This window comes from Candidatus Tenderia electrophaga (assembly GCA_001447805.1).
GTDB lineage: Bacteria > Pseudomonadota > Gammaproteobacteria > Tenderiales > Tenderiaceae > Tenderia > Tenderia electrophaga.
The window spans coordinates 1638318-1652359 of record CP013099.1 but is presented as its reverse complement, the minus strand read 5'-3'; the positions used below and the strand labels follow the sequence as shown (position 1 = coordinate 1652359).

The following is a 14042-nucleotide window of genomic DNA, read 5'->3' as shown; positions in this document are numbered from 1 at the left end:
TTGATAGTTCAGGATTTGTTCAAGGCAGCGGCCTCGGCGCCGCGCTGCAGATCCAGCAATAATTGGCGGCTGTGCAGCTTGCGTCCCGCCAGGTAATGGTCCAACACCAGGCGCGTGAGGCGCTTGGCGTCCTTGAGGACCCGGGGCTGGTCGAGACGGTGCGCCGCCAGGGCCAACAGGGAGCTGCCGGGGAACAACAGCGCCCCCGGCTCGGCGCCGGCCCGCGCCGCCACCGGTCCTTGGCCCAGCACAAAACGATATAGGCGTTCCGGATCGATGGCTTCACCCTGCTCCACTTCATAGTCCAGCACCAGACCATAACCGATCTCTTGCAGCAGCTGCTTTTCGAACAGTCTCAGGCTGACCTGCAAACGCCGCTCATGATCGGCACCACTGACGCGACTCAATTGCTGCAAAGTATAGCGATAATGGGCGAACAATTCAGGATGGGGGTCGTGGCGATGCAGCAAATGCAGCAACAGTTCGTTCAGATAAAAGCCGCTCAACAATACCTGGCCGACGAGGCGGTGGGCTGCAGGATCGGCCTCCGCATCGGTCAATGTAGCCAGCTCTCCTCGCCCCGACCAAGACAAACTCAAGGGCGTAAAGGGCTGCAATAAGGCACGGCGCTGACCGCCCTTGGCCCTGACGCCGCGCGCCACCAGGCCGAGGCGGCCGTGGTTAGACGAGAACACCTCCAGCAGCAAACTGGTATCGCGATAGGGACGCTGGTGCAGCACATAGGCCGGTTCCAGCACCACTTTTTGATTGAACTGCGCCATGGCAAGCGGCGATCTGAAAATCAGTCGTCAGTATAACCCAGGCTACGCAGGGCCCGTTCGTCGGCCGACCAGCCCGCTTTGATCTTGACCCACAGTTTGAGCAAGACCTTTTGCGCCAGCAGGGTCTCCAGGTCCCGGCGCGCCTGCTCGCCGACCTTTTTCAGCGCCTTGCCGCCCTTGCCGATGACGATGGCCTTTTGTCCCGGCCGCGCCACCCAGATCAAGGCGTGGATGGTGGTAAGATCCTCTTCCGCCTCGTAGGCCTCGATCTCCACGGTCAATTCGTAGGGCAGCTCCTGGCCCAGCTGACGGGTCAGCTTTTCGCGTACGATCTCAGCGGCGATAAAGCGCATACTGCGGTCGGTGATCTGGTCGTCGGGAAAGAACGGGGGGGATTGCGGCAATAGCTTTTCCACCTCCTGCTCCAGCTGCTCGACGTTTTCGCCGGTCTTGGCCGACACCGGCACGATGCTGCGAAATGCCATCAATTCAGAGAGTCTATGCAGATGGGGCAAGAGCGCTTCTTTTTGCAGGCGGTCGACCTGGTTGACCACCAGAATCACCGGGGTGGCGGCCTGCTTGAGCCGTGCGAGAACGTTGTCGTCCTCCTCGGTCCACTTGGTCCCCGCCACCACGAACAGCACCACATCCACATCCTTCAACGCCGCGCCGGCAGCCTGGTTGAGATAGCGGTTGAGGGCCTTGTTGCCGGCCTTGTGCAGGCCGGGGGTGTCGACGTAAATGGCCTGACTCCCGGCTGCGCTCTTGATGCCCAGAATGCGGTGGCGGGTGGTTTGCGGCTTGCGCGAGGTAATACTGATCTTCTGCCCCAGAATACGATTCATCAGGGTCGATTTACCCACATTGGGACGGCCGACGATGGCGGCATACCCGCAATGGACATTCATGCTGTCATTTTCCATAGAGATATATTCGCTTATTGGCGGGTGATGAGTTCGTAGACGCGCCGCGCCGCATCCTGTTCGGCCTTGCGCCGGCTGGCGCCCCGCCCCTGGCCAGGGTCGGACAAACCATCCACCTGACAGCTGACGCAGAAGATCTGGTCGTGGGCCTCACCTTCCACCGACAACAATTCATACACCGGCAACGGCAGTTTGCGTGCCTGTAATAGTTCTTGCAGACGGGTCTTGGGATCCTTGTGCGCCGCTTCCGGCGAGACCTCCTCGAGGCGAGATTCATACAAGCGCACCACCAATTGACGGGCAGCCGTATATCCACCGTCGTTCCATACTGCACCGATGATGGCCTCCACGCCGCAGGCGAGGATGGAACTGCGGCGGAAACCGCCGCTTTTCAGTTCGCCTGAACCGAGACGAAGATGATCACCCAGCGCCAGTTCACGACCGATCTTGGCCAGGGTGTCACCTTTGACCAGACTGGCGCGCAGGCGAGTCAGTTCGCCTTCGCTGGCCTGGGGAAAACGCGCAAACAACTCCGCGGCGATGATGCAGCCCAACACCGCATCACCGAGAAACTCTAGTCGTTCGTTGTTTTGATTGCTGACGCTGCGGTGCGTCAGCGCCAGTTCGAGCAGCGCTGGATCTTTGAATCGATAGTCGAGCGCCTTACCAAGCCGGTCCAGGGAATCCAACAATCAGTTCCCTATCTCGACGCTGTTGTCGAAGGCCACGACGGCATCCACGTTGCCCATCATGGAGACGCGCCGTTCGTAATCGATGGAGACCTGGCGCTTGGCGCCTTGCTTGACGATCTGGATATCTTTATTCGTAAGGTGATCCACGTCATCGACTTGGAGCTTCTTCAGAATCAACTCCTTGACCTTGGCGTCGCTGGCGCCCTCGACGCGACTGTCACTGGTCAGGCCCTGCAAGGCGGAATTGACCTTGAAGCTTTCCAGATAGACCGGAAACAACTTGACGACGATGATCAGCACGAAACCGCACAGCGCCAGTATCATCGCCATCCCGATCGCGGTCATGCCGCGTTGTGATTGTGGCGTGTTGAGCATATTTTTACCCCGAGCTACGATTAGTCGATTATGGTGCCGATGCGTTCCCAGGATACCCGGTCCTGAACGCCGTCCCAGTTCATCCAGATCATGAAGGCCCTGCCAACCAGATTCTCATCCGGCACAAAGCCCCATACCCGGCTGTCGTTACTATTATCACGGTTATCGCCCATGACAAAATAATGCCCCTCGGGAACGACGTACTCGCCCTCTTTCGAGGGACGCCCCTTGACCACCAGGATCTTGTGTTCCACTGCGTCGAGCTGTTCCAGGCGCAGGTCGGCGCCGGTCATATAGCCGCCCTCACCGGTGGCGATATACGGTCCAAGGCTGGTCTGTTTGGCCAACTCGCCGTTGACATAAATCTGCTTGCCGAAATAGCTGATGGTGTCGCCGGGCAACCCGACTACGCGCTTTATATAGTCCACCGAGGGATCCTCGGGATAACGAAACACCACCACGTCACCGCGCTCCGGCTGATCCAGTTCGATGATCTTGGTGTTGACCACGGGCAAGCGGATACCGTAAGCGAATTTGTTCACCAGAATAAAATCGCCGGACAGCAGGGTGGGCATCATGGAACCGGAGGGAATGCGAAACGGCTCCACCAGGAACGAGCGCAGCACCAGCACCGCCAGGATCACCGGAAAAAAGGAACGGGCATATTCCACCAACACCGGTTCTTTGATGGTGTTGGTGATCACCTTCTCTTCCACGCCCTGCTGTTTCAGGCGTTCGGCGGCCTGCCGGCGCTTCGGTCGCCAAAGCCAAACGTCCAAGGCCCAGAGCGCGCCCGTGATCACCACCGCCACCACCATTACGGTTGCAAAATCAAAATTCATCTACTTTTTACCTACGTCCAGCACCGCCAGAAAGGCCTCCTGGGGGATATCCACCTTGCCTATCGACTTCATGCGCTTCTTACCCTCTTTTTGTTTTTCCAGCAGTTTGCGCTTGCGGCTTACGTCACCGCCGTAACACTTGGCGGTGACATTCTTGCGCAGGGCCTTGACGGTACTGCGGGCGATGATCTTATTACCGATGGCGGCCTGCAGGGCGACATCGAACATCTGTCTCGGAATCAGTTCTTTCATGCGTTCGACCAGGGCGCGGCCCTGCCCATCGGCCTTGTCGCGATGCACAATCATGGCCAGTGCGTCGACCACCTCACCGCCGATCAGAATATCCAGTTTGACCAGATTACTGGGCTGATAGCGCTTCAGCTCGTAATCCAGCGAGGCGAAACCGCGCGATACCGATTTCAAACGGTCGAAAAAATCCAATACCACTTCGTTTAACGGCAGTTCGTAGGTCAACGCCACCTGGCTGCCGGTATATTGCATATTTTTCTGCACCCCCCGCTTCTCGACACACAGGCCGATGACATTGCCCAGGTACTCCTGGGGCAGCAGGATATTGGCCTCGATAATGGGCTCGCGGATCTCGGCGATGTTGCTCAATTCGGGCAGCTTGGCCGGGTTGTCGACGTTGACCACCTCACCCTTGGTGGTTTCCACTTCATAGACCACCGTCGGCGCGGTGGTGATCAGGTCCAGGTCGTATTCCCGCTCCAGGCGCTCCTGCACGATCTCCATGTGCAACATGCCGAGAAAACCGCAGCGGAAGCCGAAGCCCAGCGCCGACGAGGTCTCGGGCTCGTAAAACAGGGCCGAGTCATTGAGCTTGAGTTTGGACAGGGCCTCGCGCATGTCTTCGTAGTCATCGGAACTGATGGGGAACAGGCCGGCGAAGACGCGCGGTTGCACCTCTTTGAAGCCGGGCAGGGCTTGGCTGGCGGAATTTTTGGCCGAGGTGATGGTATCCCCCACCGGCGCGCCGTAGATGTCCTTGATGCCGGCGATCATATACCCCACCTCGCCGGCCCTCAGCACCTCGGTGTCCAGCCGCTTGGGTGAGAACACACCCACATGATCCACCTGATGCTGAACCCCGGTGGACATCACCACTACTTTATCCTTTTGGCGCAGCGTGCCGTTCATGATCCGCACCAGGGAGACCACCCCCACATAGCTGTCGAACCAGGAGTCGACAATCAGCGCCTGCAGGGGCGCCTCGGGATCGCCCTCGGGCGGCGGAATGCGCTTGACCAGCGCTTCCAGCAGATGATCCACCCCCAGACCGGTCTTGGCGCTGACACGCGGGGCGTCCACCGCCTCGATACCGATGACGTTCTCAATCTCCTTGATGACGCGCTCGGGATCGGCCGCCGGCAGATCGATCTTGTTCAGCACCGGCATCACTTCCAGCCCCTGATCGAAGGCGGTATAGCAATTGGCCACGCTCTGGGCCTCCACCCCCTGGGAGGCGTCCACCACCAACAAAGCCCCTTCACAGGCCGCCAGTGAGCGCGACACCTCATAGGAAAAATCCACGTGTCCCGGGGTATCGATAAAATTCAGCTGGTAGGTCTGGCCATCCGCTGCGCTGTAGTTAAGCGTGACGCTCTGGGCCTTGATGGTAATGCCCCGCTCCCGCTCCAGATCCATGGAATCGAGCACCTGTTCGGCCATTTCGCGTTCGGTCAAGCCGCCGCAGATCTGGATAATGCGGTCAGCCAGGGTAGATTTGCCGTGGTCGATGTGCGCAATGATGGAAAAGTTTCGGATGTGCTTCATTAAGTTTTTGACTTCATCAGGTCAATGACCACGATGGCATTGATTTTGGAGCGCAATTCTAGCGAATTTCGGTCCCCGCATAAACCCAGCCCGCATTTCTCACCACCGCCCGTCGCGAGGCGGCTCAAGGGAGTGGCATGTCTGGCGGGCGCGATCGATGAGCGCACACACATCGTCGACACTATATCGAGCACTCCGGCCGTGGGAAAGCGTACATTGACCCGTCGCGCAGCAAGGCGGTCAAAAAAGCACCGGCCTTGAACAAAAAAACAAGGGGCTGAGTGTTCAGCCCCTTGTCCATCAACCCTGCCCGGCGAAATTATTCGCTGGGCAATTTTAACGCGAGGAATACCGGCCCGTCGCGGCGCTGCACCAGTACCGCCACCGGCTTGGCGCTGGGCAGGTCTTCGGCCACTTCGCGGAAGTGTTCGGCATCCTTGATGTTCTGGTTATTGATCATGACGATCACATCACCCTGGCGAATGCCGGCGTCATGGGCAGGACCGGATTTTACCTCGGTCACCAATACGCCTTTGCCCTTCAAACCCAATTCCTCACGCTGCTCGTCGTTCAGGTCGGCGACATCCACATTCAGACGTGTATCGTTGGCGCTGCCCGGCTCGGTGGTGGAGGCCTGAATCTCTTCGTCGCTGGGCAATTCGCCGATGGTCACCTTCAAGGTCTTGACCTTGCCGTTGCGTATCACCTTGACCGGCACTTCTTCGTCCACCGGGGTGACACCGACCATGGGCGGCAGCGCGGCCGAGGTCTGCACCTTCCTACCGTTGAATTCGGTGATGATATCGCCGACTTCAAATCCGGCCGCCTGCGCCGGGCTGTCGGGCAACACCTGCGAGACCAAAGCCCCTACCGGCTTGTCCATGTCAAAGGACTCGGCCAGCTCGCGGGTGACATCCTGGATCAGCACACCCAACCAACCGCGGGTGACATGCCCCACATCCTTCAGTTGCTTGACCACGTCCATTGCCAAGTCGATGGGGATGGTGAACGACAAGCCCATGAAACCGCCGGTACGGCTGTAGATCTGGGCGTTCACACCCACCACCTCACCGTCCATGTTGAACAGCGGCCCGCCGGAATTACCCGGGTTGATGGCCACGTCGGTCTGGATGAAGGGGACGTAATTTTCATTCGGCAGACTGCGACCCACGGCGCTGACGATCCCGGCGGTCACGGTGTGATCGAAATCGAAGGGTGAACCAATGGCCAATACCCATTCGCCCACTTTAAGTTTGCCGGAGTCGCCGATCTTCACCACGGGCAGGTCTTCGGCCTCGACCTTGAGCACGGCCACGTCGCTGCGCGGGTCGCTGCCGATCACTTCCGCTTCCAGCTCACGGCGATCGCTGAGCCGCACAATGATCTCATCAGCGTCACGAATGACATGATAATTGGTGAGAATATAGCCGTCCTTGGAAATGATAAAACCGGAGCCGAGCGAGTGTGCGTCATACTCGCGCGGTATTTGACCGCCCGGACCACGCTGCTCTTCATCGAAAAAGCGGCGGAAGAATTCATCAAATGGCGTACCCTCGGGAAAATTGGGCATGCCATGAGGAAAGCCGCGGCGCTCATGTTTGACCTTTTGCGTGGTGCTGATGTTGACCACGGCGGCGCTGCTGTCTTCCACCACCGAGGTAAAATCAGGCAGCTGGGCGGCGTTGCTGATACCGGGCATGACGCCAACCAGGATCAATACCAATGCGTAGATCACGGCGACCGATTTCGTTCTTACGTTCAATGCCTCTCTCCTTGTATTGAAGCCTTAATGCTTGATTTGTTGCTTAGCGTGGAATATTGACAAGCGTCTCGGTGGGAAATTCATTACAGTGCCGCAAAATCACCGGCTGATAACGAGTATCGGCGGCAATCCTGTGACTGAACGACCGGACCAGATAAAAGCCGAATAACAAACCAGCGAGTCCGAATACGGCGGTCAGGCCGTCGGCCTGCTGCAGGCCCACTTCATCGGCGACGGCACTGCCGAGCAGGGCCATCACCATCAAGCTTAACAGGGGCAAACCGTAAACGGCCAGCGAGCCGCGCACCAAGGCGTCTTCCGCCAACCCCAGCACCACCCGATCGCCGACAGATGCGTTCACCGTGTTCAAGGCCTTCACGCGGCTGAAACGACCGCTGTAGAATTTTGAAATCACGCCGGTGCCGCAACCCTTGTTGGCCGCGCAACTGGAACACGTACTCTTGCGTTCCGTTTCCACCCAGGCATAATCACCCTCGCGGGAAATGACTTGGCCGCTTTCCTCGATCATTGCGCCGATCCTTTGTGTTTAAGTGAGCGCCCCATGGTCTTGACCGTAATTTCAGGCACTTCGCCGACCACGGTGAGCTGGTAACCGTTCTGCACCGCGCCATAGGCGTTGACGGCGCCCATGCGCGACACACCTACAAACGCCTCACCTTCCGACTTGGCGCTCTCGACGAATACTGAAACAGACGCGAGACCGTCACTGTACACCAGGTGCAACACATCGCCGTGATTGACGACCGGCTGTGATTCCAGCAACTCGAAACCGCTGGGCAGCTTTTCCACAGTCCACGGCAACTCGCTCTGCGGCTTGTTCGAGGTGTGACCGGAGTGTTCTCTTTCGTGCGGGGGCGATACGTTTTCCAGCGCCTCCGGCTCAATCACTTCCAGCGAGGTGAACATCACCTGCTCCAAAATAGAACCGTCCCGGGCCAACAAATCCGATTTCAACAGCAAACCGGTCGTTTGATCCAGCCACAATCGGTAACCGTAACGGTACTCATCCTTGGGCACCACCGACACCACCTTGGTGTCTAGGCCGGCAGTGCGATCCTCTCCCATCAACTCAAGCGTGTAATAGCGATCGATTTTACCCAGCTGCGGTATGGCGGCCTTGTCGTCACCGGCCAGGGGGGCGCTCCGCACTTCCCGACGCGGCTCGCCCGTCAAGGTTTCCAATAGTTCCCGCGCACCGTGCTGGTCGACGATGTGGGTCACTTTCATGGCCGCCAGCTCGGCGTCGCGACGATACACAAACACGCCCTGGTAGCTCAGCTCCTGCATGGCCGCAGACATCTTTTCCAGCCACTGTTGGGGGGATTGCTGGCCGGCTGAGACGGTCTGAGCGCCAAACACAAGCCCGATGCCAAACAAGATGGCTGACATCAGCGCTACGGCGGCGCTGCGACGCGGGCCCGGGGTTAAGTTTGGAGTCGCACTGCGCGGGCGGGGTGGCTTGGCACTGCGATTAAACAACATACTGTTCGTTACTCACCACGAGGCGGCTGAGTAACGACAAGGCGGGCATTCGGCAACACCACGGGGCTCATCGCCGTCGAACCGGCCACATTCCGATGACTGTAAAGGTAATTGTTCAGCCTCGATTCAACAGCCGGCTGGGCCACGTTCCACTGCTGCCCTTGCACGGTCCTGATATCGTCGGCGGGCAGGGTCTGAGCCAGAGGGGCCACCGGCGCCGCCGGGGCGGTGACAGCCACGCGGGGAGCGGCGCCTTGATCTTCCTGGGTAATCAGCCCGACGCCTAAATAGGCCACCGCGGCAACGGACGCGGCCAGGGCGAAACCACCCCAGGGACCGGCGACGGCGGGGCGTTTGGGTTTAGTTTGCGGCGCAGGCCGGGGAGCGACGGGAGCGGGCAAATCTTCGCTGGCGATGGCTTGACTAATATTGTTGACAAAACTTCGATCGATATGGGGCGGGAGGTTGTTGCGCAGGGCATCACCGATGAGATGATATTGGGCCCAACAATCGCGACCATCGGATTGGTTACGCAGTTCGCGTATCAGTTGCTGCATCCTTTGGTGGTCGACTTCGCCATCCATTAATGCCGAAATTTCTTCGTTCATATTGTCCTTCGCCATATAACCCGTCCGCTTAATGTATGTATACTACAACAGTGGTTTCAATTGTTTCTGGATCGCCTCACGCGCCCGAAAAATCCTTGAGCGAACCGTCCCGACTGGACATCCCATGGCTTGGGCGATCTCTTCGTAACTCAAACCTTCGAGTTCACGCAAGGTGATGGCGGTACGCAGATCTTCTGGCAGGTTCTCAATGGTGTCCACCACCACCCGCTCGATTTCGCTCTTCTGCATCATACCCTCGGGCGTTTCGTACTCCCTTAGATCATCGTTGCTGCCGTATTGTTCCGCGTCTTCCACATCGATATCGGTCTTCGGTGGACGCCGACCCTGGGCCACCAGATGATTCTTGGCCGTATTGATGGCTATTCTATATAACCATGTATAGAAAGCACTATCACCTCTAAAGTTCGGCAAGGCCCGGTAGGCCTTGATAAAGGCTTCCTGCGCCACATCGTAAACCTCCGCCGAATCATGCACATAGCGTGAAATTAAATTCACCACCTTATGCTGATACTTGAGAACCAGCAAATCGAAGGCGGCCTTATCCCCTCCCTGCACACGCTCGACCAGCGCCTGGTCCGCTTTGTGATCACCCATGCGGACCATCCATGTTGTTATTGTTAGTCTTCATTTAGTCAACGAATAGACCGTCTCGTCTCTCCAGGGTTCAGTACAACTTCAAAAAACCGGTATTATATGATAAGTAATTGAAACTATTTCCCTTATCACATTAACCCGAATATGAATCAGTCACAATACGACGCCGTCATCATCGGCGGGGGAGCAGCCGGTCTCAGCCTGGCCCTCCACCTGGCCGAAAACGCCAGTATCGCCGTCATCACTAAGGACCGACTGCGTGAGGGGGCGACCTATTACGCCCAGGGCGGCATCTCGGCAGTGCTCGACGCCAAAGACTCCATCGAATCTCACATCGAGGACACGCGCCGCGCCGGTGCCGGCCTATGCGATCCCCAGGTGGTGCGCTACACCGTCGAACACGGTCGTGAAGCCATCGATTGGCTGGTGCAATGCGGCGTTGATTTTACCCGCGAAACCCGGCCCGACGGTAGCACCGATTTTCATTTAACCCGCGAAGGCGGCCACAGCCACCGCCGTGTACTCCATGCCGCCGACGCCACCGGCAAGGCGATTCAGAATACCCTGGTGGCGCAACTCAAACGTCATCCCAACGTCGACGTTTTGGAAAACCACATCGCCATCGATCTGATTACATCCGCCAAGTTGGGCCAGCCCGATCATACTTGCCTGGGCTGCTACGTCCTGGATAAAGTAAAGCAACAGGTACTCACCCTGTCCAGCCGTTTCACCGTACTGGCCACCGGCGGTGCCGGCAAGGTGTATCTCTACACCAGCAACCCGGACGTTTCCACCGGCGACGGCATCGCCATGGCCTGGCGCGCCGGCTGCCGCGTCGCCAACATGGAGTTTGTGCAGTTTCACCCGACCTGCCTGTATCACCCCAAGGCCAAGTCATTCCTGATTACCGAAGCGCTGCGTGGCGAAGGCGCGCTGCTGAAATTACCGGACGGCACGCGCTTCATGCCCAAGTTTCATGCGCAGGCCGAACTGGCACCGCGCGACATCGTCGCCCGCGCCATCGACCACGAGATGAAACGTCTCGGCCTGGACTGCGTCTATTTGGACATCAGTCACCAGCCGGCCGATTTCATCCGCAACCATTTTCCGACAGTCTACACACGTTGTCTGGAATTCGGCATCGACATCACCCGCGAACCTATCCCGGTGGTCCCCGCCGCCCATTATACCTGCGGCGGCGTCGTGACCGACATGTGCGGCCAGACCGACCTTGCTGGTCTCTACGGTATCGGCGAAACCGCCTTCACCGGCCTGCACGGCGCCAACCGCATGGCCAGCAACTCACTGCTGGAGTGTCTGGTCTTCGCCAAGGCGGCCGCCGAAGACATCGCCGCACGGCTGCAGCAACCGTACCAACCTCCGGCCCTGCCGCTGTGGGACGCCAGTCGGGTTACCCAGTCCCCGGAAGAGATCGTCATCGCCCACGACTGGGACGAACTGCGGCGCGTGATGTGGGACTACGTCGGCATCGTGCGCACCGACAAACGTCTGCAGCGCGCCTTGGCACGTATCCGCATCCTGCAAAAAGAGATCGACGAATACTACGCCAGCCACACGGTCAACAACGACTCACTGGAACTGCGTAATTTGGTATTGGTGGCCGAGCTGATCGTACGCTCTGCCATCAATAGAAAGGAGAGTCGCGGCCTGCACTATACCCGCGACCACCCCGCGCCGGACGACAGTAACCTGCACAACACCATCTTAGTACCGGAAATCAAATCACTCCGTTGACGCACGCGCCGTGCCCTGGCGCAGGGCCGCCTCGGACTGGACGAACCAGATCGCCTCGTCCAGGGTGGGTGCGAACAACAGGCGCTCCCGAACCGGCCCCATCTTGGCCTTGGCCAGGGTCCGCAGCGGCTGGAACTGGAGATTGGCGATGATCAGCTTGATCCCCCGTTTGCCGCAAGCATCGATGAACTTGCTCAGCGCCGACAAGCCGCCCGCATCCAGCACAGTGACCGCCTCCAGGTTGAGCACCACCACCCGTTTGTCCGCCAGCTGTGCCAGTAACTCGGCGAAGATGCGTTCCGCCGCAGCGAAAAACAGCGGACCGTTGACTTTAAAGACCGCCAAGTCCTGCAGCGGCAGCCACTGAGCGCGGATCAGGCCGAGACGTGTGCTGGCGGTGGTATCCGTGACCTTGGTCATGTGCGAGATCTCGCGCATGAACAGCAGCGCCGCCAGCACGATGCCGGCGGTGATGGCGATGACCATGTCGAACAGTACCGTCAGCGACAGGCACACCCCCAGCACCAGCACATCGCCCAGCGGCGCCTTGCGTACGATCGCTGCCGCCTTGGGAGCCTCGCTCATGTTCCAGGCCACCATCAGCAACAGCGCCGCCAGGCTGGCCATGGGCAGATAGGAGAGCACCCCCGCCAAGGCCAATAGGGCCGCCATCACCACCAGGGCATGGACCAGCGCCGCCACCGGTGACTCAGCCCCGGCGCGCACATTGGCGGCCGAACGGGCAATGGCGGCGGTGGCGGTGATACCGCCGAAAAAGGGCACCACCAGATTACCGATGCCCTGGCCCAGCAACTCGCTATTGGCGCTGTGACGCGTCCCCGTCATGCCGTCCAGGACCACGGCGCAGAGCAGCGATTCGATGGCCCCCAGCACGGCGATGGAAAAGGCGGCGGACAGCAGCGCCTGCCAGGTGGCCAAAGACCAGTCAATGGGCTGGCCATCCGGGCCCGGCTGCTGCCAAGGCCAGACCCATTCGGGTAGGATGGCCGGAATCCCTTGACCCGTCGTGCCGTCCGCCAGACTGAAACTGAAGCGCGTGCCGATGGTCTCCACCGGATGCCCCGCCTGGGCCAGCAACAGCGCGACCAGCACGCCCACCAGCAGCGCGGCCAAATGGCCCGGCAGGGGCAGGCGCAGCCGCGGCCAGTACAGCAAGACCGCCAAGGTGGCCGTGCCGACCAAGGTGGTGGCCCAATCGACGCTGGGCAGGGCCATCCCCAGCGCGGCGATCTTGCCCAACCAGTTGTCCGGATACTCGGCCAGCGACAGACCGAATAAGTCCCTCACCTGCAGGGTGGCGATGACGATGGCGATGCCGCCGGTAAAGCCCAGCGTCACCGGCTCGGGCACGTATTCGATCAAACGGCCCAAGCGCCCTACGGCAAATCCCACCAGCATCAGCCCCGCCATCAGGGTGGCCACCAGCAGACCGCCCAGACCGAACTGCTGCGCCACCGGAAACAGGATCACCACGAAGGCCGCCGTCGGACCGGAGACGCTGTAGCGCGACCCGCCGGTGAGCGCGATGACAAAACCGGCGATCATGGCGGTATAGAGACCGTGCTGGGGCGCCACCCCGCTGGCGATGGCCAGGGCCATGGCCAGGGGAATGGCGATAATCCCGACCGTGATGCCAGCCCCCACATCCTTGGCCAGACGCCGCGGCGTATAAGGCACCTTGAGGCAACTCTCGCGCAGGGCATGGGCGATGCGCAGGGAAAACAGGTGACTACGGTGGGGCATGCCGGTGGAACTCCAGGATGATATTTGTTACAACCGGCATATATTAGATGGTTGCCCAGTTAATCATCAATGTTAATATGATTAACATGCTTGTTGAACGAAGAGAGACTCATGGAGAACAGAACCGCGCGCCTCACCCTGCTAATCGACCCGAAAAAGAAGTCGGTCTTCGAGCAACTCTGCGCCCGAGAAGACGTCACCCCGTCCCAGATGGTACGCAAATTCATTCGCGACTATCTGGAGCACTCTCTGGGGCCGAATTGGCGTGACGAGGTCTTCGGGGACAAGGAGACATGAAGCCGATAGGGAGCGCCCGGAATAGGGCTGGATGGATGTTCTAGCGCAAAGGACGCGACGACCTTATCCGCCGCGGTGAATGAACGCGCGCGCTGCCTATCCTATGCGTTGATTATTGGTTTTAACCGTTGCGTTCTGGGTGGTGGATACCCTTGAACGGGGTAACGGGATTAGCTGAGCGCCCTTCGCAGCCGTCCCTATTCCACTCAGTGGCGCGCATCCGCCGCGCACATGGCCACCCGCCCATCAGCAAAGGTGGTGATAAAACGCCCGCCATTGGGCGACATCTCCTGTCATCCACGCCATGCTGATAGGCCAGGATGGCGCGAT

Annotated in this window: 14 protein-coding genes; 2 read left to right on the top strand and 12 right to left on the bottom strand. The window is 59.4% G+C overall.

All coding sequences use genetic code 11. The features are described 5' to 3' along the window. Positions 1-8 precede the first annotated feature (8 nt). The 11 genes from Tel_07610 to Tel_07560 form a co-directional block, all read right to left on the bottom strand. Positions 9-782 (bottom strand): hypothetical protein, encoded by a 774-nt coding sequence (locus tag Tel_07610; GenBank protein ALP53033.1) that lies wholly within the window; start codon positions 780-782, stop codon positions 9-11. Positions 783-802: 20 nt separating this feature from the next. Next, positions 803-1705 (bottom strand): GTPase Era, encoded by a 903-nt coding sequence (locus Tel_07605; GenBank protein ALP53032.1) that lies wholly within the window; start codon positions 1703-1705, stop codon positions 803-805. 14 nt (positions 1706-1719) lie between these two features. Beyond that, positions 1720-2385, bottom strand: coding sequence for a ribonuclease III (gene rnc, locus Tel_07600; protein ALP54773.1), 666 nt, complete (start codon positions 2383-2385; stop codon positions 1720-1722). Positions 2386-2397: 12 nt separating this feature from the next. Beyond that, a complete protein-coding gene (locus Tel_07595) occupies positions 2398-2772 on the bottom strand; it encodes a hypothetical protein (protein ALP53031.1) in 375 nt (124 codons plus the stop codon). Positions 2773-2792: 20 nt separating this feature from the next. Beyond that, entirely contained in the window at positions 2793-3614 is an 822-nt protein-coding gene (locus Tel_07590; protein ALP53030.1) for a S26 family signal peptidase, read from the bottom strand. After that, entirely contained in the window at positions 3615-5408 is a 1794-nt protein-coding gene (locus Tel_07585) for an elongation factor 4 (GenBank protein ALP53029.1), read from the bottom strand. A gap of 319 nt (positions 5409-5727) precedes the next feature. Then, complete coding sequence (locus tag Tel_07580; protein ALP53028.1) at positions 5728-7170, bottom strand: serine peptidase; 1443 nt, start codon at positions 7168-7170, stop codon at positions 5728-5730. Positions 7171-7213: 43 nt separating this feature from the next. Further along, complete coding sequence (locus Tel_07575; protein ALP53027.1) at positions 7214-7699, bottom strand: hypothetical protein; 486 nt, start codon at positions 7697-7699, stop codon at positions 7214-7216. Beyond that, positions 7696-8580, bottom strand: coding sequence for a hypothetical protein (locus tag Tel_07570; protein ID ALP53026.1), 885 nt, complete (start codon positions 8578-8580; stop codon positions 7696-7698). The genes Tel_07575 and Tel_07570 overlap by 4 nt, the downstream gene beginning before the upstream one ends. Positions 8581-8681: 101 nt before the next feature. Next, positions 8682-9296, bottom strand: a complete 615-nt coding sequence (locus tag Tel_07565) for a hypothetical protein (GenBank protein ID ALP53025.1) — start codon at positions 9294-9296, stop codon at positions 8682-8684. A gap of 27 nt (positions 9297-9323) precedes the next feature. Then, positions 9324-9896: an RNA polymerase sigma factor RpoE gene (locus Tel_07560; protein ID ALP54772.1), complete on the bottom strand. Its 573-nt coding sequence runs from the start codon at positions 9894-9896 to the stop codon at positions 9324-9326. Between the two features lie 144 nt (positions 9897-10040). Between Tel_07560 and Tel_07555 the strand changes: the two genes are divergently transcribed. Further along, positions 10041-11651: an L-aspartate oxidase gene (locus Tel_07555; protein ALP53024.1), complete on the top strand. Its 1611-nt coding sequence runs from the start codon at positions 10041-10043 to the stop codon at positions 11649-11651. On the opposite strand, the gene Tel_07550 is transcribed toward Tel_07555, so the two are convergent. Next, entirely contained in the window at positions 11640-13415 is a 1776-nt protein-coding gene (locus Tel_07550) for a transporter (protein ALP53023.1), read from the bottom strand. The genes Tel_07555 and Tel_07550 overlap by 12 nt on opposite strands. A 111-nt stretch (positions 13416-13526) precedes the next feature. Between Tel_07550 and Tel_07545 the strand changes: the two genes are divergently transcribed. Beyond that, entirely contained in the window at positions 13527-13712 is a 186-nt protein-coding gene (locus tag Tel_07545) for a CopG family transcriptional regulator (GenBank protein ID ALP54771.1), read from the top strand. The last annotated feature ends 330 nt before the right edge of the window (positions 13713-14042 follow it).

Bases quoted from the DNA above. Each gene is read 5' to 3' on its own strand.
- Tel_07610 (ALP53033.1), bottom strand. From the start codon at position 782: ATGGCGCAGTTCAATCAAAAAGTGGTGCTGGAACCGGCCTATGTGCTG.
- Tel_07605 (ALP53032.1), bottom strand. From the start codon at position 1,705: ATGGAAAATGACAGCATGAATGTCCATTGCGGGTATGCCGCCATCGTC.
- Tel_07595 (ALP53031.1), bottom strand. From the start codon at position 2,772: ATGCTCAACACGCCACAATCACAACGCGGCATGACCGCGATCGGGATG.
- Tel_07590 (ALP53030.1), bottom strand. From the start codon at position 3,614: ATGAATTTTGATTTTGCAACCGTAATGGTGGTGGCGGTGGTGATCACG.
- Tel_07585 (ALP53029.1), bottom strand. From the start codon at position 5,408: ATGAAGCACATCCGAAACTTTTCCATCATTGCGCACATCGACCACGGC.
- Tel_07575 (ALP53027.1), bottom strand. From the start codon at position 7,699: ATGATCGAGGAAAGCGGCCAAGTCATTTCCCGCGAGGGTGATTATGCC.
- Tel_07570 (ALP53026.1), bottom strand. From the start codon at position 8,580: ATGTCAGCCATCTTGTTTGGCATCGGGCTTGTGTTTGGCGCTCAGACC.
- Tel_07565 (ALP53025.1), bottom strand. From the start codon at position 9,296: ATGGCGAAGGACAATATGAACGAAGAAATTTCGGCATTAATGGATGGC.
- Tel_07560 (ALP54772.1), bottom strand. From the start codon at position 9,896: ATGGGTGATCACAAAGCGGACCAGGCGCTGGTCGAGCGTGTGCAGGGA.
- Tel_07555 (ALP53024.1), top strand. From the start codon at position 10,041: ATGAATCAGTCACAATACGACGCCGTCATCATCGGCGGGGGAGCAGCC.
- Tel_07550 (ALP53023.1), bottom strand. From the start codon at position 13,415: ATGCCCCACCGTAGTCACCTGTTTTCCCTGCGCATCGCCCATGCCCTG.
- Tel_07545 (ALP54771.1), top strand. From the start codon at position 13,527: ATGGAGAACAGAACCGCGCGCCTCACCCTGCTAATCGACCCGAAAAAG.